Source organism: Pedobacter heparinus (genome assembly GCF_032678725.1).
Classification (GTDB): Bacteria; Bacteroidota; Bacteroidia; order Sphingobacteriales; family Sphingobacteriaceae; genus Pedobacter; species Pedobacter heparinus_A.
In genome coordinates this window covers 132317-153257 of record NZ_JAVTSC010000003.1, presented here as the reverse complement: position 1 = coordinate 153257, position 20941 = coordinate 132317, and the positions used below count along the sequence as shown (strand labels likewise).

Here is a 20941-nt window from a genome sequence, read left to right as displayed (position 1 = left end):
ATGGGGATTGCAGAACGAAAACTCAGGCAGAAAGAAGAATTCAGGGCAAGTATCCTGGAAGCTGCATGGCTGCAGGTATTAACAGATGGCTGGCAATCTCTGTCTATCCGTAAAATAGCCGATGCCATCGAATACAGCATTCCTGTAATCTATAACCACTTTGAAAATAAGGAAGCCATATTGCTGGAATTTACCAAAGAAGGTTTCCAGAAACTTGCAGATGTGCTTCAGCTGGTTAAAGTCCAGCATAAAGATCCTGCAATGCAGCTGGAAGCTATGGCCAATGCTTACTGGGACTTTGCTTTTGACCATAAAGAATTTTATCAGCTGATGTTTGGGCTTGGGATTCCTGCCTGTGACAGGGTAAACCAGGTTGCAGAAATGAAGCATATGACCAGCATTATGATTTCCGGCATTGAGGAAGCCATCGCCGCCAGTACTCATAAAGAGGCAGAACTTTACCTGAAATATCATACCTATTTTTCTATTCTGCATGGCCTGGTATCTATACAGATGATTGAAAAGGATGGAAAACCTGCTGAGGAAAACCGGAGGATATTACAGGATGCGGTGTCCGGCTTTATTAAATCCCTCATTGCCTGATCAAATCCATAAATTTCGTTTATATTTAATTTTACAGACTCAATACTATTTTATGAAAAGATTATTCAATACCAATTTTAACAATGAAAGTGTACACTTTATGCTGCTTGTTTTACGTGTAGCTGTCGGTATTTTTATGCTTGTTCATGGCTATCAAAAACTGGGCTGGCTGCTGGCAGGTGGTGAAATACAATTTGGAGATCCTATAGGTGTAGGTCCGGTCCTTTCTCTTTATTTAGCTGTTTTTGCCGAATTTGTCTGTTCTATTTTGCTGATCCTGGGTCTGGCCACAAGGTTTGCCCTGATCCCACTGATCGTTACCATGCTGGTTGCCATATGTATTGTACACGGACCGGATGGTTTTGATAAAAAGGAAATGGGATTACATTATTTAGTGGCATACCTGTTTTTGCTGGTTGCCGGAGCGGGAAAATATAGCGTTGATAACCTGATCAGCAGAAACCTCAGTGGACGCAGAAGGTAAACGGGCATCAATTTTGATACTCATTACCTAAACACACCAAAAAATGAAAAAAATCTTCTTATTGTGCATTACTGCCCTGGTGATATCCAGCTGCGGTATCAACCAACAGGCCGCTCAGATCAAAGCACTCGAAAAGTGTACATACCGGATTACTTCTGCCGATCAGGTTACCATTGGCGGAGCTGATGTGAAAAAAATGCTCAGTAACGGCGACATCAACCTGGGCAGTTTACCAGGACTGGCTTTAGGTTTACTCAGAAAGGATGTTCCTTTAAGGGCTCGTTTAAATCTTGAAGTGAAAAACCCAACGGGCAGTGATGCGGCCATTAATGAATTTGAATATAAGATCCTCATCAACAGACAGGAACTGGCTACTGGTTTTGTAAACCAGGCATTGAATGTGGCAGCAGGACAATCTTCTACTGTTCCCGTTGATATGGAGGTAAATGTTTATCCTTTTGTTTCTAATAGTAAAGTTATGGGCGAGATCAGTGATTTCCTTAAAAGTAGCAAAGGCGGCCCTGAAAAAAAAGGTATACTCACGCTTAAAATCAGACCGAGCATTAAAGTAGGCAATACCCTGGTTAAATACCCGGGTTTCATTACTGTTGACAAAGAAATCAGCAGCAAAATTCTCCTATAAAAAGCGTAGTATATTTGCAGTATTGTTACGGTTTTAGTTTTGAATTTGAACTGCAGATTGATGATTTTTAATTAATTTCGGAGCATTGCCGGTTATTTATGAGCTCCTGTAATTAAAATCTGTATATGAAATTTCGTTTATACCTGCTGCTGTTCAGCGCAGTCATCCCTTTTTTTACCAAAGCGCAAAATATGCAGCAGCTCAATGCTGCTGAAATTAAACAAGGACTGGAAGCTTTGAACGTCACCGGAAGCGTCTTGTATATTGCGGCGCATCCGGATGATGAAAATACCCGGCTACTCGCTTACCTGGCAAAAGATAAAAAAGTAAGGACCGGTTATTTATCGCTAACCCGTGGAGATGGCGGACAAAATCTGATCGGAAATGAGCAGGCAGAGTTGCTGGGGCTCATCCGCACCCAGGAATTACTGGCTGCCAGGCGTACCGATGGGGCAGAACAATTTTTTACCCGGGCCAATGATTTTGGTTTTTCTAAGAACCCGGAAGAGAGTTTTAAGATCTGGGATAAGGCTAAAATACTGGCCGATGTGGTATGGGTGATCAGGAAGTTTCAGCCAGATGTGATCATTACCCGTTTCCCTGAAGACGGGCGTGCAGGACATGGTCACCATTCCGGTTCTGCAATCCTGGCACATGAGGCCTTTGCAGCAGCAGCTGATCCAAAACAATTTCCGGAACAATTGGCTTTCGTAAAGCCATGGCAGGCTAAGCGCCTGTTATGGAACACCTTTAATTTTGGAGGCAATAATACCACCTCAGATGATCAGCTAAAGCTGGATATTGGTCAGTATAATGCCTTGATTGGCAAAAGTTACGGGGAAATCGCTGCTGAAAGCAGGTCTAATCACCGGAGTCAGGGCTTTGGTTCGGCCAGGCAGCGCGGTTCCTCTACAGAATTTTTTACGCTTATAGCCGGAGAGAAGGCATCCCGAGACCTATTTGAAGGCATAGATTTTTCCCTGAACAGGATATCTGGCACTACTGCCGTACAGCAGTTGTTGGACGAGATCAATGCAGGTTACAACGTAGCCGATCCATCGGCATCGATAATTAAGCTCTTAAAATTAAGACAATTGGTAAAAGACAAGCCATTTAAACATGAATTGCTGGATAACCTGATCCTGGCCAGTGCAGGCATCTGGGTTGAAAGTGCTGCAGTAAATGCTGCTTATGCATTAAATGAGCCTGTCGATGTCAAGGTACAGGGAATTGCAAGGGTAAAACCAGGGTTTCCGCTGGCCATTAGCCTTGAAGAAAGCAAGAGTGGAGCTGCTTTTAGTTTAGTACCCAATAAATTCCTATCGGAAGATAAGACCGTCGCTACAAAAAATATTGGCCTTAGCCAACCCTATTGGCTCGAAAAGGCCCATCCGCTGGGTTCATTTGTAGTGGATTCCCTTGTTAAGATCGGTATGGCCGAAAACCTGCCTGGTCTGATGGCATTGTTTAAGATCAGGATCGGGGAGCAGGTCATTGAAAAAAAATGCCCGGTAGTTTATAAATATACCGATCAGGTTCGCGGCGAGGTTTATCAGCCATTGGTGATTGCGCCACCAGCTACCGCTACACTTGCCGAAAAGGCATTTGTTTTTAATGGCAATGAGGCTAAAAAGATCACGGTACAATTAAAGAGCTTTAAAAGCAATTTGACCGGTACACTGCAACCAAAGGTTCCGGCAGGATGGAAGCTAAGCCCGGAAAAGGCCGGTTTTACCTTAACCAGAAAAGGAGAGGAGCAGGTACTGGAATTTACTGTTACACCTGCAGGCAATATTTCCGGAGGTAACTTAAGCCTTCAGCTGAACATAGATGGCAAAATTTATGACAAAGGCTTGCGGGTGATCAGTTATGAACATATTCCGGTACAAACGCTTTTTCCGCCTGCAGAAGCCAGGGTAGATAAAGTGGAACTGAAATTGACAGGAAAACGTATCGGCTATATCAATGGCGCCGGCGACCTGGTGCCTGAATCGCTGAAACAGATTGGATATGAAGTCGTCAACCTCAGCGAGAACCAGGTGATCAATGCAGATCTGTCTGGTTTTGACGCCATTGTAACCGGAGTCAGGTTGTACAATGTGAACGATCAGATCCGGAGCATGCAGCCCAGACTGATGAAATACGTAGAAAACGGGGGCACCTTACTGGTGCAATATAATGTAAACAATCCGCTGAAACTGGAAAATATCGGGCCTTATCCTTTTAGCTTATCCAGAGACAGGGTTACAGAAGAAGATGCAAAAGTCAAGATCCTCAGCCCAGCAAACCCGGTTTTAAATTACCCGAATAAGATTACTGACAGAGATTTCGAAGGCTGGATACAGGAACGGGGATTGTATTTTGTTAGCAATGCAGATGAAAAATATACTGCTGTATTGGGCATGAACGATACCGGGGAAAGTGCTAAAACAGGGTCTTTAATTGTTGCTGATTATGGCAAAGGCAGGTTTGTATATACCGGTCTTTCATTTTTCAGACAATTGCCGGCAGGTGTGCCTGGTGCGTACCGCTTGTTTGTGAACCTGTTGTCCGGAAAAAAATAACCATCATTTGAGCTATGAAAGCAGAAGAACCACCAACAGATCAGCAAGAGCAGGAACTTCCTCCTTTTGTTAAAACCTGGAAACAGTTTTACCGCTTGCTGATTGGCTGGCTGGTATTCCTGATCTTAATATTTTACGCCTTTACCAAGTATTTCGAATGAGTGTTACAGACTGGTCCGTATTGATCCTGACGCTTGTTGTAATTGTTGCTTATGGCATTTATAAGAGCCGTGGTGCACAAAATATTCAGGGTTATCTACTCGGTAACCAGAGCTTACCCTGGTACCATGTATGTCTTTCCGTTATGGCTACACAAGCCAGTGCCATTACTTTTTTATCTGCCCCAGGGCTGGCCTATTCATCCGGGATGAGCTTTGTGCAATTTTACCTGGGCCTGCCATTAGCCATGATTGTCCTGTGTATCACTTTTGTGCCCATTTTTCACCGCTTAAAAGTTTACACGGCCTATGAATACCTGGAGCAGCGTTTTGACTTGAAAACAAGGGCTTTAACTGCTTTCCTATTTTTAATTCAGCGGGGGCTATCCACAGGGATCACCATTTATGCGCCGTCTATTATTTTATCGACTATATTGGATATCAATACCACCTATACTACTTTATTTATTGGCAGTCTGGTGATCTTTTACACCGTTTATGGCGGCACAAAGGCAGTTTCTTATACACAAATGCTGCAGATGAGTATCATATTTTGCGGTTTGTTTGCTGCGGGTATTATGGTGGTGCACCTGCTTCCCGGCGATATTGGTTTCAGCAGGGCCATCAGCATTGCCGGAAAAATGGGCCGTACAAATGCCATAGATTTTAAGCTGGATCTCAATAATCAATATACGGTATGGACCGGGCTAATAGGCGGTTTCTTTTTGCAGCTTTCCTATTTTGGAACTGATCAAAGCCAGGTGGGCAGGTATTTGTCGGGTGCCTCGGTTAGTCAGAGCCGCCTGGGATTGCTGATGAATGGATTGGTGAAAATACCCATGCAGTTCCTGATCCTGCTGATAGGGGTTTTGGTGTTTACTTTTTACCAGTACAACCGTCCACCGATTTTCTTCAACAGCTTTGAGCTGAATAAACTGGAAAAGAGCAGCTATGCGCCCGAACTGGATAAGATTAAGGCAGACTATAACCTGGCTTTTGAAAGGAAGCAAACCCAGGTAAACCAGATGAATGCTGCGCTTGAGACGGATGATAAAGTACTGATCGACATGCAGCGAAAGGCTTTGCAGGCCGCTGATGAACAGGAGAAAGCCATCCGTAAACAGGTGACAGACCTGATGGTAAAGAACGACGAGCATGCGAATATTAAAGATAACAATTATATCTTTTTGAGTTTTGTAACGCAGTATTTGCCAAAGGGACTGATCGGATTGTTAATTGCCATTATTTTCCTGGCATCCATGGGTTCAACAGCAAGCGCATTGAACTCCCTGGCTTCTACGACCGTAATAGACATTTACAAAAGACTGATCAAAAAAGACGCTTCAGATCATGAATACTTACAGGCATCGCGGCTGGCAACCGTTTTTTGGGGAATAGTATGTATTGTGATGGCTTTGTATGCCAGTAAAATTGGTAATTTGCTGGAAGCGGTAAACATATTGGGCTCTTATATTTATGGTACGATACTGGGTGTTTTTCTGGTTGCTTTTTATGTAAAACAGGTAAACGGAAGGGCTGTATTTATTGCAGCATTGCTAACTGAGGCCATTATCGTCCTGCTGGGTAGCCAGGATGTTGTTGCTTACCTGTGGTTAAACGTGATTGGCTGTGTATTGGTGGTATTGATTTCCCTGCTCATTCAGCAATTCATGCGTAAGGGCAAGCCGACAGCTTAGGCCAAGTTGCCCTTGGTGGTTTAAATTGTCAGATTGAGCCTTTGATATCGGGTGCACAAAAAAGCCTGATGTTAGGAGCAGGCTCAAAACATCAGGCTTTTGTCAGCATTCGAAGGCCTATTTCTTTGCCTCGTTCAATAATGCGGTATGTAAACGGATATATTCCGGGTTTTTGATTTCCGTAGCAATTTGCAAACCTTCCGTCGCAGTTTTGACAGCAGCAGCTTTATCACCCTTTTTTAATTGGATACGTCCTTTTAATAATTTTATCCATGGCGCTTTGGTATTGCCGGCATCTGCTGTAGTAGCCCATTCCAGTGCTTTGTTCAGGTCTTTGTCATTGGCATAGTAGTATTGAGCAGCCTGGAAATAAGGTTTCTTCTCGCCCTTCATGGCTTCGTCAATGCTTGCCATTACTGTTGCATCAACTTCAGTTGTTAAATCTAAATTCAGAGCTGTATTTTCCCACATTAACTGTAATTGTGCTGAAGTAGGAAATACATTGGTAAACTGTATGGTAAAAGTTTCAACTTTATCTTTTAGTTTAACAGGCTTAACCTTAATCCTCAGTACATCGTCGGATGCTTTGTACTCATAGGCGCCCCATTGTTTTGCACCTTTGTTGAAAATTACCGTCCATTCCTCTTTACCGGGAATGGTAAACAAGCCATAATCTCCGGCAGTCAGTTCTTTATCCCCGATTTTTACAGATTCAGTAAACGTAATTACCGTTGCAGAATTTGCGCCGGTACGCCATACGCTTCCATAGGGCTCCAGTTCCCCAAAAATTTTACGCCCTTTAACATTAGGGCGTGAATAGCTAAGTGTGATCTTGCCCAAACCAAACTCCTGCGTAATGGTTTGACTGCTGCTAGGCTGGGGCATTTTTAAGCCTTGCGCCTGAAGATCGGTAGTCAGTGTCGCTGCAATTGCCAGCACCAGCATTGTTTTAAACATTGTTCTCATTGGATTATAAGTTTTGTTGGACGCTAAATTACATTTATGATTGCGTATTCTATATTAAATCTGAGGTGTAGGGGCAAAATGACGAATAAATTAGAAAAACCTGTTTAAATTAACGCTGGTCCAGCAATACCTTATAGGTTATTTTAAAGGTCTGTGTTTTTTTATTGCTGCTGATGGTCATTTTTGAGGGATAGCCCTCGGCACTGTATTCGTAAGTAAAGCTGGAGTTTTCGGCCGGCATTTGCTGATTGGAATAGCTTAAAATGTTGTTGACTGAAGAAAGCAGGAAGGGATATTCCATTTCCAGGGCAAGATACTGACTTTCAGCAATGTGGCTTGCCATTCCTTTTTTATTGTCGAAATTGTAGCTCAGCAGATTGGTCTGGTTCGGGTAAATGGTTGAGGTATGTGCGGACAGGTTTTGGGAAGGGCCATAAGACCTGGTGCAGGCTTTAGTAAGGTTGTCTGTGCTGTTGCTGTTGTAGTACTTAAGCTCGGTAAATTGCCGGTAATCGTTATAGGCCAGGGTATAGAAACCTATAGGCGTAAAGCTGTCAAATGTTGGATCATGCTCAAACTGGTTGACCCGCTGGGCCAGCTTTTCTTCCTTGTATTCATAGTAGGCTGCATAATACAATTTATTATTCCTGTATTTTTCCAGCTTCGAAAGCTGCAACTTATTGTTGTAAGCCAAGGCTATTTTATTTCCCTCAGTGTCTTCTATTCCGTTAAGCAGCGCTGTATTTTCTTTATATTTTAAGGTGATTGCCAGGCCGGTAGTTTCCAGTTTGACAGGTACAAATAGTTGATCAGCCCGCTTTTCTTCCGGAGCAGGGTTTTCTGATGCAGCTTTATTTTTTTTACAGGCTGGCAGGAGCAATGTGGTTAAAAGTATCAAAACGCTTTGGTATTTTTTAAAACGATCCATGATGATTGGGTTTAAGATGAATACTGCTGTTAGTTGTTGTAAATCTATTTATAATTATCTTTAATATAAAATTATTTATCTAATAAATATTGTAATTATTTCTTTGTGTGAAATAAAATGTTTTTTGGGTTTTATGCAACATTTTGCTATATACTTCAAAATTTAGCATTAAGCAGAGTATATTTGATTACACACAAATAAACATTTACACCAATGAAAGCAGTAGTTTTATTAACCGCTTTGGCTTTTAGTTCCGTACTATCAGCCACTGCGCAGCAAAAGGAGAAAAAAGACGACGTTTATCCTGCGTCTGTACCCGAGAACCGGGAGCGCTTTGCTCCATTAAAAAGCACAGATTCTGATCAGGAGACCGGGTTTAAAATTGAAAATTACGAACTCGTCTGGCAAAAGGTATTTGATACCCGTATGCAGCCGGAACAGATAGAACGCTATTTTAGACGCTCAGGCATTTTTAAGCAGATTGATGCCGGTACCAATGAATTGAGGGGCTTTCTTTCTTATTTTAATGCAAAAGGGGCTGAGCTCTCAACGATATTGACGCCCTATACCAGGAATACGCTGTTTGCTGCTTTCGCGGTAATAGACTTTAAAACAGGAAAATACAGGGTGACTGTTAAAAAGATCATGATCAAGAATTATTACGCAGAACAAAACGTGAAATTCAGCTACGATGATCTGGCCTTCAAATCTAACCAGTATGAAATGAAACCCTCTTTTTTAAAAAAAGAAGCGAAGGTTATGGATGAAGTTTTGACCCGGATGTTCAGTTTAAATGTGGCCGGGCAAGACAACTGGTAAAATATGTGAAAACAGTGATAATAATTTGGCAGAAAAGACCCTTTCAAAGCAGATAAGCCGTACTTTTGTAAACGATTTCTTTTAGCATTAACGTTTATGGAATGAAATTATGGACGATTTTTTAGCTGCCCGCCTGCAAATGGCCTTCTCTCTTGGTTTTCACATTGTTTTCGCTTGTATTGGCATGGTTATGCCTTTCTTTATGTCGGTAGCGCATTTTTACTGGCTCAAAACCAAAAATGTGGTTTACCGCGATGTGACCAAGGCCTGGAGCAAGGGAGTAGCCATTTTTTTCGCTACGGGTGCGGTGTCTGGTACGGTACTCTCCTTTGAACTTGGTCTGCTTTGGCCCAAATTTATGGAGCATGCCGGACCTATATTTGGAATGCCGTTTTCTTTAGAGGGAACGGCATTTTTTATAGAAGCCATAGCCCTTGGCTTTTATTTATATGGCTGGAACAAGATCAACCCCTGGTTTCACTGGGCTACCGGTGTGGTTGTTGGGATCAGCGGACTGCTGTCGGGTATCCTTGTGGTTGCGGCAAATGCCTGGATGAACAGTCCGGCCGGATTTGATTATATCGACGGACAATATCTAAACATCGATCCGATAAAAGCGATGTTCAATGAGGCCTGGTTTTCACAGGCACTGCACATGAGTGTAGCTGCTTTTGTTTCCACGGGTTTTGCGGTTGCTGGTGTTCATGCACTCATGATCCTTAAAGGGAAAAATGTGGTTTTCCATAGGAAGGCTTTTAAAATTGCTGCGGTATTTGGTACCGTGGCTGCCTGTTTGCAGCCCATAAGTGGCGATATATCGGCTAAAGATGTAGCCAAAAGACAACCTGAAAAACTGGCGGCCATGGAAGCGCATTTCCATACCGAAAAGTTTGCCCCGCTCATTATCGGTGGCATACCCGATACAGCGAATAAAAAAGTGGATTATGCCCTTCGGATTCCTGGCTTGCTTAGCTTTATGGCAACCGGCGATTTTAATGGGGAAGTAAAAGGGCTGGATCAGGTACCTAAAGCAGACCAGCCGCCTGTTGCCATTACCCATTATGCATTCCAGATCATGGTTGGCCTGGGTATGGCCATGGTATTGATTTCCATTTTATACTTCATCGCTTTGTGGAAGAAAAAGCATTGGTTGAACAGCAAATGGCTGCTGAAACTGTTTATTGGGGCAACACCATTGGGCTTTATTGCTTTGGAAGCAGGCTGGACAGTAACAGAGGTGGGACGACAGCCCTGGATCATCCGCGGAGTGATGCGTACTGCCGACGCGGTAACACCTATGCCGGGTATTAAATACTCCTTTTACTTGTTTACGGCGGTGTACATTTCGCTTGCCATCATTGTATGTTTATTGCTGTATCGCCAGATCAGTATGGTGGGCAAATTATACGATTCCGAATCAGTTCAATCTAAAAACTAGCTTTATGATATATGTAGTTATTGTTTTCCTGTGGACGGCCATTTTGTTGTATATCTTGCTTGGCGGGGCTGATTTTGGCGCCGGGATCATAGAGCTGATGACGGCAAAATCCAATAAAGCGAAAACCCGAAAAACGATGTATAAGGCTATAGGGCCGATATGGGAAGCCAACCACATGTGGCTCATCATTGCAGTTGTGATCCTGTTTGTAGGTTTCCCTAAAATATACACAACCATTTCTGTTTACCTGCACATTCCGCTGGTTTGCATGCTTTTGGGCATCATTGCCCGGGGTACGGCTTTTGTGTTCAGAAATTATGATGCGGTAAAAGATGACATGCAAAAGGTGTATACGCCCATATTTGTGTATTCGAGCCTGATCACCCCGTTTTTTTTAGGCATTATTGCCGCCAGTTCGGTATCCGGGCAAATAGATCCGGAAGCGAATAACTTTTTATCGGCCTATGTATTTAGCTGGCTCAATTGGTTTTCGGTAGCGGTGGGCATTTTTACGGTCAGCATCTGTGGTTTTTTGGCTACCATTTTCATCATCGGTCAAACAGATAATGGTGGAGATAGGGAACATTTTGTCGGCAAAGCCCGTAGGACGATTTTTATTGTAATGTTTTGTGGCGCTTTGGTGTTCCTGGCAGCATATGCTGAGGGTATTCCGTTAGCGGAATGGATTTTTGGTGATACTCCTGGTTTAATTGCAATTATTGCGGCCAGTATTTCATTGGTCATGCTGTTTTATGCACTGAACAAGGATCAACCAATTTTGCTGCGCCTGCTCGCCGGTTTCCAGGTGACCATGATTTTATTTGCAGCTACTTACAGCCATTTCCCGGATATCGTGTTGCTTAAAAACGGTGAAAATCTTTCCCTGTTAACGCACCAGGGCCAGGCCAAAACAATAGCCTCATTGGGTTATGCCCTGCTTATCGGCAGTATATTTATCCTGCCCGCACTGGTTTATCTCATTTATAGCTTCCAAAAAAGAAAAGAAATAGCTACTGATCATTAATTCATTCAATTGCCATTACTATGGAGCTATCCAGATTTTTAAAACTCAGACAACTTTCTGAAGGCGATTATCAGGCATTTTTATACGATTGCGACGGTACGCTTGCCGATAACATGCCTGCGCATACCGCTACTTACATCGCTACTGCAAATGAGTACGGGGTCAGCATTGATCCGGCGATGATCAATGAACTGGCCGGCTGGCCGATAGCTGATGTGGTTACGGAAATGAACATCCGTTATCAAAGCAACATTGACCCGATAGCATTCAGGGCCAGGAAGGCGGAGTTGTATGCTGCGGAATATATGGAAAAGATTGTACCCATAGATTTTGTGTTACAGCACCTCAAAGCCAGTGCTGGTAAAGTGCGCATTGGAGTGGTTTCGGGTGGCGACAGGGAAGCCATTGAAAAAACATTGAAGGTATTGGGTGTGGACGATCTGGTAGAGGTGCTGATCTGTGCCGGTGATACGCTGAAAGGAAAGCCTTTTCCCGATCCTTTTTTAAAAGCAGCAGCATTGTTACATGTTGAACCCGGCAGGTGTCTGGTGTTTGAAGACGGGCTGCCAGGAGTGGAAGCCGCCAAATCTGCCGGAATGGCCTGGCTAAGGATTGACCAGATCGTTTAACAGTGTTTTTGTGTAACAAATTAGGTTAAAAAGAGTTAAATAAATTGTTTTTGTGCTTAATTCGCAGTCTTTTTATCATGAGTAAGGCATGTTGTTATTAAAATAGAAAAAAGCATTAAACCAAAATCATTTTATCAGGTCTTAATTAGATTGCAACTTAGTAGAACACCAGATATGAAACAAGGATATTTCAAAGCGCTATTCCAGATTTTCCTGCTTACAGGCTTTAGTACGGTAGTGAATGCGCAAAAAATTACTGAACTTCAAGAAGTTAGTGTGAAGGCTCCACATGCCGTTAAAATTGATGGTAAAAATTTTGAATGGCAGGATGCCAATTTTTCGGTAAATAAGCGGACCAATCTTGCTTATATCATGAGCAACGATGATAAGAACCTTTATCTCGTGATCAAATCTACGGATGTACCCAACAATATGAAAATACTTGCAGGTGGCATCACCTTATCTGTAAATCCTGATGGGAAGAAAAAAGAAAAAGAAAGCATCACGCTTACTTATCCCATCATCCACAGGGCCAGCAGGGGCGGACAGGGCGGTGGCAGAGGACAGTTCAGAACTATGGGAATGGCTGCTGGTGGTGGCGGACAGCCCAATACCAAACAAAGAGATTCTATGATGGCCGCCATGCAGAAAACACAGCTGGCACAGGCGAAGGAAATTAAGATAAAAGGCTTTAAAAATACAACAGACACCCTCGTTTCTATTTACAATGAATTTGGTATTAAAGCTTTTGCAAACATAGAAAAGGACAATTCTTTTTTTTATGAAATAGGTATTCCTTTGGAGGCCTTAGGTATCTCCGCTGATTCGGCTGCTGAGTTCGCTTATAATATTAAAGTAAACGGCTTGCAGTTGCCAGGTCTGGATGGTGGATTTGGCGGTGGCGGTGGTGGCGGCCGGGGAAACTTTGGAGGTGGCGGCGGCGGTATGAGAATCGGCGGCGGTGGTGGAGGCGGTGGCATGCGCAGCAGCATCAACTTCCAGGACATGATGAGCCCGACAGATTTCTGGGGCAAATATATCTTGGTTAAAAAATAATATTTCTTCCTATTCCTTACAAACACAATCCAACTAGACACAAACACACGAATGAAATATTACAACCAGGTTAACGCTGTGCACTTGCACTTTAATTCTCCTTATGTCCGCTACCTTAGTTTAATGCTCCGGGCCAGCATCCTGTTTTTTTTGTTGCTGTTCAGCGGGCTGAAAATTTTTGCACAAAATTCGAATGCACAAAGCCCCCCTCCACCACTTCCTGTAAGGGAAATCAGTGGTATTGTAAAAGACAGTACCGATCTGGGTGTAATTGGGGCAACAGTGAGTTTAACTTCTGACAAGGATACTTTAAAAACAAGTACCAATTCAGATGGTATATTTGTATTTAAAAATGTAAAATCGGCCACTTATATCCTTTTGGTACAAAGTATAGGCTATAGCTCCTCCAAACCCGCCCGGTACAAACAAAATGATGCGATACCCCGCATTGTGATGGATCCGATTGTGCTTAAAGAGCAAAAGAACACTTTAAATGAAGTGGTGATCAATGGGACGCCGTCCATTACCTATAAAACGGATACCGTAGAGTACAAGGCCAGCGATTATATTGTAAGGGCCAATTCGACCGTAGATGAGCTGCTTAAAAAAATGGAGGGTATGGAGGTTGGCAACGATGGTACATTGGTGCATCAGGGCCAGAATGTTACCAAGGCAAAATTAAATGGTAAAGAATACCAGGGAGGTGACATTGCAACTGCCATTAAAAACCTTCCCGCGGAAATTGTAGACAAAATCCAGATCGTGGACGACTATGGGGATCAGGCCGCGCGTACAGGGATTAAAGATGGTGATCCTGAAAAAGTACTGAACATTACTACCCGGGAAGATAAATCTGTGGGAAATATGGCTAACATTTTTGCAGGTGCCGGAAATAATGACCGTTATGAAGCGGGAATATTTGGAACACGTATAAATAAAAATCAAACGATTGGTATAAATGCAAGGATCAACAATACCGTAAACGGAGTAGCTGGCAGTGATAATAGCAGCAGTGGCGGAGGCGGTGGCCGTGGCGGACAAGGTAACCAAAACAACAACAGCAACCAGAGCTCTGGCAATAGTGGCAGTGGTGGTACCACTACTTCGAGCCGGGCCTCATTTAGCATTCGTGATAAAATAGGTAAAAAAGTTGAAATTAACCTGAACTATGATTTTAGCAATACCAATGTGAAGTCATTAAATGACAGCTATTCGGTTAGTCCGACCCGTCAGCGGATCCAGGTAATTAAAAATGGCGTTCCGGTAATGAGAGATACTACTTACTATACCTTTGCGAACAGCCTTAGCCAGGGAGACAACATGAATAAAAGCCATAATTTTAGGGCAGAAATAGAAATGGACCTGGACAGCAGTAATTTTTTACGCGTGGTCCCTACCTTGCGCTATAGTTCGGCCAATAATACCCGGTTTTCAAACATACAGCAAACCGGGTTTTATCACCAGAACCGTGAAGGAACGAATATCAGTAAAAATACCAGGCCCCAATTGGGTGCTTCTGTTTTTTATCAGCATCTTTTTGAGAAACCCCGAAGGAATCTATCCTTACAGGTGGATGCAAACAGCAATAACCTGGACCAGGAGCAGGAACAGGATGTGAAGATCATTTACTTTTTAAACGAGGCAGAAACAGAGCAAAGGGATTCGGCTGTAAACCGGATTGTTGCCAGGAAAAATCTGCAGAGCAATTACCGGGGGAGTTTTACGTTTGCAGAACCTTTGACGCTTAATACACAATTGGAATTAAATGCCCAGGTAAATTACAACGGATACGACAATACAGCTACCACTCAAAATATTATCAATGGAAACCCATCAGGGGTGATCGATTCTTTGAGCAATATTTACGACTATTCCTTTACACAGGGGCGTATTGCATTAAATTACCGTTATGGCTTAAGTAATATGTCTAAAGTACGTTTTTCGTTGGGTGTAACGGCAATTCCATCTTTACTGTCGGGTACCAAGGTAAGTTTGGGTACCACTACCAACAGGAGCAGTTTTAACCTGGTACCCATTGCCCGTTTTGAATATTTATGGTCAAGGCAGCATAAGATGTCGATCAATTATTCGGGAAATGCAGTAGAACCGACTTTCGACCAGATCCAGCCGGTACGCGATGTTACCAATCCACAAAATCCTATTGTAGGTAACCCAAACTTAAATGCGTCTTTTCAGCACACAGTCAGAGCAGGATATGACAATTACATTGCCAATTCTAAGCTGAATTACTCGTTTAACCTGAATGGATCATTAACAGATAATTCGGTGATCAGGAATAATGTGCAGATCATTGATCAGGTACTGACAGATCCTGTTACGAGCAGAAAAGATACCATTTACATTACAGAGACCCGTTTTTTAAATACAAATGGGGCGTATAAAGTGAATGGAAACTATTCCATCAGTAAACAACTGAGTAACCGCAGGTATAACCTGGCCCTTAGCGGATCAGCCAGTTATGACCACCGCATTTCTATGAGTGCATCGCAAAAGAACGTGAATACAGTAATGACTTTCATTGAGCGGTTTGGCCCGAGGATCAATCCGAACGACTGGTTCGAGATTAACCCGAACATATCTTATAACTATACGAAATCGACCAATACCTTACCTGGCTTCCGGGATACCAAGACCAATACGCTTGCGCTTAATGTGGACGGAAGAATGTATTTCCTGAACACCTGGCTTTTTGGTTACAGCGCCAGCAAAAACTATGTAAACGGAATTGATGCCAATGTAACCAGCAATCCTTTTGTGGTAAATGCCTATATAGAGAAAGAACTGTTTAACCGCAGGGGAAGGGTTACTTTCCAGGCATTCGATATTTTGAACCAGAACAATTTTGTAAGCCGGGACAACAGTGAGGATGGAGGGTATACCGATACCAAATCCAATGCGCTGAGCCGGTACTTTATGCTGCGTCTGAGCATGCGTTTACAAAAATGGACGGGTGCCCAGGGCCGGGGCGGCAGAGGCATGATGCGCAGGGGTGACGGAAGCTTTATGTAATCGGCTATTCCTCAGCAGGATTGCATTAAAAAAGCCCCTAAGTTATTAGGGGCTTTTTTTAATGCTTATATTTTTTTAGAAGGAAAAGTCATCGTCTTTTACTCTTGCTACTCCTTCGTGGTTCTCAGAATATTCGTAGCGTTTTTCTACCACATCCTGATGGTTCTTAATGTAGTCAACCGTTTCATTTAGTCCCTCTGTAAACTTCTCAAAATCTTCTTTGTATAAAAAGATTTTGTGTTTTACAAAAACACCATCTTCCAGCCTTTTCTTGCTTTCTGTTAGGGTTAGGTAGTAATCTCCTGATCTGGTCGCTTTTACGTCGAAAAAATAAGTTCTTTTACCGGCCCTTACTTTCTTCGAAAAAACCTCTTCTCTCTCTTTGTTGTCAAATTCTCCCATGGTTGGTATTGATCTTGGTTTTGGTTCGGGTAAATATAAAGTAATAATTACTAAAGTTCAAAATAGAAATTACAAGGATTGGCTTTCTTCTTCCAGCAATTGGTTCTGGTACATTTCTGAATAAGCCCCATTTAACCTCAATAATTGCTCATGATTGCCTTGTTCAATGATTTTTCCGCTGTCCAGCACAATAATCTTATCTGCATTTTTTATGGTAGAAATTCGGTGCGCGATCAAAATACTTGTCTTATCTTTCATTATTTTGCTCAGATTTCTTAAAATTTCTTCTTCTGTACGGGTGTCCACTGCAGAAAGACAGTCGTCAAATATCAACATACCCGGCTCCTTGATCAGGGCCCTGGCAATAGATACCCGCTGTTTTTGTCCGCCTGACAAAGTAATTCCCCTTTCGCCCAGCATGGTTTCAAATTTCTGCTCAAAATCGATAATATTGTGGTACACTGCCGCGTTTTTTGCCGCATTGCTCACTGCTTCGTCGGTAACCTGGTCTAAACCAAAAGCGATGTTGTTTTTAATGGTGTCTGAAAAAAGAAAAACTTCCTGGGGTACAAAGCCGATCTGGCTGCGGTAGTTGTTTAAATTGAGGCCTTTCAGTGGCTGTCCGTCAACAGAGATCATTCCGCTGTCTATATCATACATGCGCATGATCAGGTTGGCCAGGGTCGATTTTCCTGAACCTGTACGGCCGATTATAGCTACAAACTGCCCTTGTTCAATTTCGAAGCACACATCTTTTAAAGCCTGAATACCTGTATCTGGATAGGTAAAATTAACCTGCTCAAACTTAAGGTTACCTTTTAGCGGGGGTGTTTGCAGATTTGCTGAGGTAATGTCCGGGTTGAGCTGTAAAAACTCATTGATGCGCTTTTGGGAAGCAGAAGCACGCTGAATTAAAGTGGTAACCCAGCCCAGCATCGTAACAGGGAAAGTAAGCTGGTTTACATATACAATAAATTCGGCAATATTGCCTGGTGTGATGGCTCCTTCTATTACTTGCTTACCTCCAATATGGACAGTAAGGATGGTGCTTAAACCAACCAATAACAGCATAGTAGGATAAAAGAGGGCCTGTACCTTGACCAGTCCCATGGCATTGTCCTTATAACCCTGGCTTTCGGCAGCAAATACTTCCTGGGTATAATCTTCCCTGACATAGGATTTGATGACCCGGATACCGGAAAATCTTTCCTGTACAAAACTGGATAGTTTAGACAGCTGTTCCTGGATCTGTTCACTCTTCTGGTTGATGAGCGTGTTCACAAAATAAATGATCAGTACCAGTACCGGCAAGGGCATTAAACACCAAAGGGCCAGTGTTGCGTTTACAGAGAACATGGCGTAAATCACCAGGATAAACAGCACAGCAGTATTAATGGTATACATAATGGCAGGACCTACATACATGCGTACCCTGTTCACATCTTCGGTAGCCCGGTTCATCAGATCGCCGGTATTATTGCGCCGGTAAAATCCCAGGCTTAGTTTCTGGTAGTGTGCATAGATCTCATTCTTCATATCGAATTCGATATGTCTGGACATCAGGATGATGGTTTGCCGCATAAAAAAGAGGAAAAGCCCCCTGAGCAGGTACAGTACCAGTACCAGCATACCAAAATAGAATAAGCTGTAGCTAAATATATCGTAAATGACTGTTGCACGCTCAAAGCCGTCAAATAACCTATAGATCTGAATGTTTTCGGTGATCAGGTTAAAAGCATGGCCAATCACCTGGGCAGGGATTACGCCAAAAATATTGGAGATGATCACAAAGAAAATCCCTGGGATAATCCACCATTTATATTTATAGAAGTATTTGTTTAAAAAACGCAGGTGCTTCATCAGGATGTAAAGATATCCAAATGGAGGTGTTTTTTTAAACTCTTTGGTTAAAACAATGTAAATAATGTTTTTTTATGCTAGTTTTGCGAGATATCTGATAAATAAAATTATATGTCTGGTAATAGTTCTATTGTGAATTCAGTTTTAGATCAATTAAGTGCATCGGGGCACAAGAAAGTAGTTTATTGTAATGATCCCGATACCGGATTAAAAGCAATTATTGCCATTCACGATACCACTTTAGGTCCTGCATTAGGAGGTACCCGCATGTGGAGCTATGCTACAGAATCAGAGGCCCTGGAAGATGTACTCAGACTATCGAGTGCCATGACTTATAAAGCTGCAATTACCGGTCTTAATTTAGGTGGGGGCAAGGCTGTGATCATCGGCGATTCCAGAAAAGGAAAGTCTGAGGCGATGATGCGCAGTTACGGCAGATTCATTAAAAACCTGAACGGAGAATTTATTACCGCTGAAGATGTAGGTACTACTACTAAGGATATGGAATATATCCGTATGGAAACCACTCATGTTACCGGTGTTCCGGAATCATTGGGGGGGGCAGGTAACCCGGCGCCAACCACAGCGAAAGGTGTGTTTTTGGGGATAAAAGCCTGTGTAAAAGAAGTTTTTGGAACGGATATGCTTGCCGGACGTTCAGTAGTGGTACAGGGTATAGGAAATGTGGGTGAGCACCTGGTGGCATTATTGAGAGCAGAAAATGTAGAGGTTTACATCAGTGACATCAATGAAGAACGCCTGCAGCATGTAGCCCGTACTTATAAAGCTAAACCGATCGGCGCAGATAAGATCTTTGGTCTGGATGCCGATATTTATGCACCCTGCGCATTGGGGGCTACGGTGAACGACAAGACCATTCATAAAATGAAATTTGCCATTATAGCAGGTTCAGCGAACAACCAGCTGGCAGATGAAAATATACATGGGCAACTGCTGCTGGAAAAAGGCATTTTGTTTGCCCCGGATTACCTGATCAATGCGGGTGGGCTGATCAGCTGTTATTCTGAATTAACCGGCTTCGGAAAAAAACGGACCATGCAGCTTACAGAAAATATTTACAATGCCACAAGGGACGTAATAAAAATGTCTAAAGCAGATAACATTCCAACGATAATTGCAGCTAACCGTATTGCTGAACAAAGAATAATTGACATCAAAAAAATAAAATCATCATTTTAATAAACAGGTAATTTACCACTCGTTCTTACATTCATGTTAAATAGAAGGCACTTAAGAATTAAAGCTCTGCAAAACATTTTTGCTTGGCACATGACAGACAAAAAGGATCTGGCTTCCTCAAAGAAGGCGTTAATGCAAAGTATTGATAATGTATATGAAATGTACATCTGGATGCTTTCGTTATTGGTAGAGGTGACAGAGTATACAGGCATAGACGCTACTGAGCGTGCCAATAAGCATTTGCCTACGGCAGATGACCTGAATCCAAATTTAAAACTGCTGCACAATAAGTTTGCAGTAACGTTGAAACAGAATCCTGATTTTAGTGCTGCGGTACATAAGTACAGGATCAACTGGATGGCCGATCCGGAGATTGTAAAAGCGATTTTCAACACCTTGAAAGTGAGCCCCGAGTATGCGGCCTACCTGGCTGACGCAAATAACGATCTGGAGGAATCAAAAACAATCATCAAATTTATTTTCAGGAAGATCATTCTGAAAAGCCATAACATCATCCAGGCTTTTGAAGACAAATTTATCAACTGGTCAGTAGACAAGGAGGTGATGCAGGGAATGGTGGCTAAAACCATCAAGAACTTTACTTCGGAAGATCCGTTTAAAAATAAACTCACACCGATAAGCCAGGATTGGGCAGAAGACAGCAAGTTTGTAGAAGACCTGTTTGTACATACGCTGAAGAGTGATAAGGAGTATCAGGGTATGATAGCCGAAAGAACCAAGAACTGGGAGTCGGAACGTATTGCGCTAATGGATACCATTCTGATGAAAATGGCGATATGTGAATTGATGAATTTTCCTTCTATCCCTGTTAAGGTGACGATTAATGAGTACTTAGATCTGTCAAAAGATTACAGTACACCGAAAAGTAATTCGTTTATTAACGGTATCTTGGATAAAATTTTAGGTGATCTGAAAAGAACAAACAACATACATAAAATTGGTCGCGGACTAATAGAAGAATAATATGATGAAACAGATCTTTATACTGGCATTGGCTGCCATATCGTTTGCCTCCTGCCAAAACACTGCAAAAAACAGCACAACTTTGCCTGCGGAAACAGGTGTCACGGCTGCTGCACCTGCAACTGCTGATGCAGCAGTAATGCAATTTGAGAATGATAAATATGATTTCGGAAAGATCACTCAAGGTGAAAAAGTTTATTACAGCTACAAATTCAAAAATGCAGGTAAAAGCCCTTTGATCATTTTAGATGCTACCGCTACCTGTGGCTGCACCGTACCGGAAGTGCCAAAGGAACCTATTAAACCGGGTGCGGATGGGGAGATAAAGGTCGTTTTTGACAGCAATGGAAAATCTGGTATGCAGGATAAAGTAATTACCGTTACTTCTAATGCCCAGCCCAATATTGCCAGTTTACACCTGACAGGAGAAATTAAGGAAAAATCGAATTAATATAC

The 20941-nt window shown here is 42.5% G+C and carries 19 protein-coding genes; 15 read left to right on the top strand and 4 right to left on the bottom strand.

Translation table 11 applies throughout. The features are described 5' to 3' along the window. The 6 genes from R2Q85_RS06110 (at nt 1) to R2Q85_RS06085 (ending at nt 6149) form a co-directional block, all read left to right on the top strand. Complete coding sequence (locus R2Q85_RS06110; RefSeq protein WP_316810865.1) at nt 1-603, top strand: TetR/AcrR family transcriptional regulator; 603 nt, start codon at nt 1-3, stop codon at nt 601-603. 52 nt (nt 604-655) lie between these two features. Next, nucleotides 656-1087 carry a DoxX family protein gene (locus tag R2Q85_RS06105; protein ID WP_316810864.1) on the top strand — a complete coding sequence of 144 codons (432 nt, stop codon included), beginning with the start codon at nt 656-658 and terminating at the stop codon, nt 1085-1087. Nucleotides 1088-1130: 43 nt separating this feature from the next. Beyond that, nucleotides 1131-1730, top strand: a complete 600-nt coding sequence (locus tag R2Q85_RS06100) for an LEA type 2 family protein (protein WP_316810863.1) — start codon at nt 1131-1133, stop codon at nt 1728-1730. A gap of 125 nt (nt 1731-1855) precedes the next feature. Further along, a complete protein-coding gene (locus R2Q85_RS06095) occupies nt 1856-4294 on the top strand; it encodes a PIG-L family deacetylase (protein ID WP_316810862.1) in 2439 nt (812 codons plus the stop codon). A 14-nt stretch (nt 4295-4308) separates the two neighbouring features. Further along, nucleotides 4309-4455 (top strand): hypothetical protein, encoded by a 147-nt coding sequence (locus tag R2Q85_RS06090; RefSeq protein ID WP_316810861.1) that lies wholly within the window; start codon nt 4309-4311, stop codon nt 4453-4455. Next, nucleotides 4452-6149 (top strand): sodium:solute symporter, encoded by a 1698-nt coding sequence (locus tag R2Q85_RS06085; RefSeq protein ID WP_316810860.1) that lies wholly within the window; start codon nt 4452-4454, stop codon nt 6147-6149. Before R2Q85_RS06090 ends, R2Q85_RS06085 begins: the two co-directional genes overlap by 4 nt. 117 nt (nt 6150-6266) lie before the next feature. Here the strand turns inward: R2Q85_RS06085 and R2Q85_RS06080 are convergent, their stop codons facing one another. After that, nucleotides 6267-7115, bottom strand: a complete 849-nt coding sequence (locus R2Q85_RS06080) for a DUF2911 domain-containing protein (RefSeq protein ID WP_316810859.1) — start codon at nt 7113-7115, stop codon at nt 6267-6269. A gap of 109 nt (nt 7116-7224) precedes the next feature. Then, nucleotides 7225-8043, bottom strand: coding sequence for a hypothetical protein (locus R2Q85_RS06075; protein ID WP_316810858.1), 819 nt, complete (start codon nt 8041-8043; stop codon nt 7225-7227). Nucleotides 8044-8256: 213 nt separating this feature from the next. Here R2Q85_RS06075 and R2Q85_RS06070 point away from each other — a divergent pair, with 213 nt between their 5' ends. From R2Q85_RS06070 to R2Q85_RS06045, 6 genes are all read left to right on the top strand, one after another. Further along, nucleotides 8257-8862: a hypothetical protein gene (locus R2Q85_RS06070; protein ID WP_316810857.1), complete on the top strand. Its 606-nt coding sequence runs from the start codon at nt 8257-8259 to the stop codon at nt 8860-8862. A gap of 109 nt (nt 8863-8971) precedes the next feature. Continuing rightward, nucleotides 8972-10300, top strand: coding sequence for a cytochrome ubiquinol oxidase subunit I (locus tag R2Q85_RS06065; protein WP_316810856.1), 1329 nt, complete (start codon nt 8972-8974; stop codon nt 10298-10300). Between the two features lie 4 nt (nt 10301-10304). Continuing rightward, the gene (locus tag R2Q85_RS06060; RefSeq protein WP_316810855.1) at nt 10305-11324 is read left to right on the top strand and encodes a cytochrome d ubiquinol oxidase subunit II; all 1020 of its coding nucleotides are present in this window, start codon (nt 10305-10307) and stop codon (nt 11322-11324) included. Between the two features lie 20 nt (nt 11325-11344). Then, complete coding sequence (locus tag R2Q85_RS06055; protein WP_316810854.1) at nt 11345-11953, top strand: HAD family phosphatase; 609 nt, start codon at nt 11345-11347, stop codon at nt 11951-11953. Between the two features lie 174 nt (nt 11954-12127). Then, entirely contained in the window at nt 12128-13009 is an 882-nt protein-coding gene (locus R2Q85_RS06050) for a hypothetical protein (protein ID WP_316810853.1), read from the top strand. Between the two features lie 51 nt (nt 13010-13060). Continuing rightward, entirely contained in the window at nt 13061-16039 is a 2979-nt protein-coding gene (locus tag R2Q85_RS06045; protein ID WP_316810852.1) for an outer membrane beta-barrel protein, read from the top strand. Between the two features lie 75 nt (nt 16040-16114). Here R2Q85_RS06045 and R2Q85_RS06040 read toward each other — a convergent pair whose 3' ends face one another. Further along, nucleotides 16115-16441, bottom strand: a complete 327-nt coding sequence (locus tag R2Q85_RS06040; protein ID WP_012781556.1) for a DUF3276 family protein — start codon at nt 16439-16441, stop codon at nt 16115-16117. A 69-nt stretch (nt 16442-16510) separates the two neighbouring features. Then, complete coding sequence (locus R2Q85_RS06035) at nt 16511-18301, bottom strand: ABC transporter ATP-binding protein (RefSeq protein ID WP_316810851.1); 1791 nt, start codon at nt 18299-18301, stop codon at nt 16511-16513. 111 nt (nt 18302-18412) lie between these two features. Between R2Q85_RS06035 and R2Q85_RS06030 the strand changes: the two genes are divergently transcribed. From R2Q85_RS06030 to R2Q85_RS06020, 3 genes are read left to right on the top strand one after another with little or no spacing between them, the layout of a single operon-like run. Continuing rightward, complete coding sequence (locus tag R2Q85_RS06030; protein ID WP_316810850.1) at nt 18413-19501, top strand: Glu/Leu/Phe/Val family dehydrogenase; 1089 nt, start codon at nt 18413-18415, stop codon at nt 19499-19501. Between the two features lie 33 nt (nt 19502-19534). Beyond that, entirely contained in the window at nt 19535-20485 is a 951-nt protein-coding gene (nusB, locus tag R2Q85_RS06025) for a transcription antitermination factor NusB (protein WP_316810849.1), read from the top strand. 1 nt (nt 20486) lies between these two features. After that, nucleotides 20487-20936 carry a DUF1573 domain-containing protein gene (locus tag R2Q85_RS06020; protein WP_316810848.1) on the top strand — a complete coding sequence of 150 codons (450 nt, stop codon included), beginning with the start codon at nt 20487-20489 and terminating at the stop codon, nt 20934-20936. Nucleotides 20937-20941: the final 5 nt, after the last annotated feature.

Excerpts from the sequence above, each read along its gene's own strand:
- R2Q85_RS06110 (WP_316810865.1), top strand. The coding sequence starts at position 1 with ATGGGGATTGCAGAACGAAAACTCAGGCAGAAAGAAGAATTCAGGGCA.
- R2Q85_RS06065 (WP_316810856.1), top strand. The coding sequence starts at position 8,972 with ATGGACGATTTTTTAGCTGCCCGCCTGCAAATGGCCTTCTCTCTTGGT.
- R2Q85_RS06095 (WP_316810862.1), top strand. The coding sequence starts at position 1,856 with ATGAAATTTCGTTTATACCTGCTGCTGTTCAGCGCAGTCATCCCTTTT.
- R2Q85_RS06075 (WP_316810858.1), bottom strand. The coding sequence starts at position 8,043 with ATGGATCGTTTTAAAAAATACCAAAGCGTTTTGATACTTTTAACCACA.
- R2Q85_RS06035 (WP_316810851.1), bottom strand. The coding sequence starts at position 18,301 with ATGAAGCACCTGCGTTTTTTAAACAAATACTTCTATAAATATAAATGG.
- R2Q85_RS06105 (WP_316810864.1), top strand. The coding sequence starts at position 656 with ATGAAAAGATTATTCAATACCAATTTTAACAATGAAAGTGTACACTTT.
- R2Q85_RS06080 (WP_316810859.1), bottom strand. The coding sequence starts at position 7,115 with ATGAGAACAATGTTTAAAACAATGCTGGTGCTGGCAATTGCAGCGACA.
- R2Q85_RS06040 (WP_012781556.1), bottom strand. The coding sequence starts at position 16,441 with ATGGGAGAATTTGACAACAAAGAGAGAGAAGAGGTTTTTTCGAAGAAA.
- R2Q85_RS06020 (WP_316810848.1), top strand. The coding sequence starts at position 20,487 with ATGATGAAACAGATCTTTATACTGGCATTGGCTGCCATATCGTTTGCC.
- R2Q85_RS06100 (WP_316810863.1), top strand. The coding sequence starts at position 1,131 with ATGAAAAAAATCTTCTTATTGTGCATTACTGCCCTGGTGATATCCAGC.
- nusB (WP_316810849.1), top strand. The coding sequence starts at position 19,535 with ATGTTAAATAGAAGGCACTTAAGAATTAAAGCTCTGCAAAACATTTTT.
- R2Q85_RS06090 (WP_316810861.1), top strand. The coding sequence starts at position 4,309 with ATGAAAGCAGAAGAACCACCAACAGATCAGCAAGAGCAGGAACTTCCT.
- R2Q85_RS06070 (WP_316810857.1), top strand. The coding sequence starts at position 8,257 with ATGAAAGCAGTAGTTTTATTAACCGCTTTGGCTTTTAGTTCCGTACTA.
- R2Q85_RS06050 (WP_316810853.1), top strand. The coding sequence starts at position 12,128 with ATGAAACAAGGATATTTCAAAGCGCTATTCCAGATTTTCCTGCTTACA.
- R2Q85_RS06060 (WP_316810855.1), top strand. The coding sequence starts at position 10,305 with ATGATATATGTAGTTATTGTTTTCCTGTGGACGGCCATTTTGTTGTAT.
- R2Q85_RS06030 (WP_316810850.1), top strand. The coding sequence starts at position 18,413 with ATGTCTGGTAATAGTTCTATTGTGAATTCAGTTTTAGATCAATTAAGT.
- R2Q85_RS06055 (WP_316810854.1), top strand. The coding sequence starts at position 11,345 with ATGGAGCTATCCAGATTTTTAAAACTCAGACAACTTTCTGAAGGCGAT.
- R2Q85_RS06085 (WP_316810860.1), top strand. The coding sequence starts at position 4,452 with ATGAGTGTTACAGACTGGTCCGTATTGATCCTGACGCTTGTTGTAATT.
- R2Q85_RS06045 (WP_316810852.1), top strand. The coding sequence starts at position 13,061 with ATGAAATATTACAACCAGGTTAACGCTGTGCACTTGCACTTTAATTCT.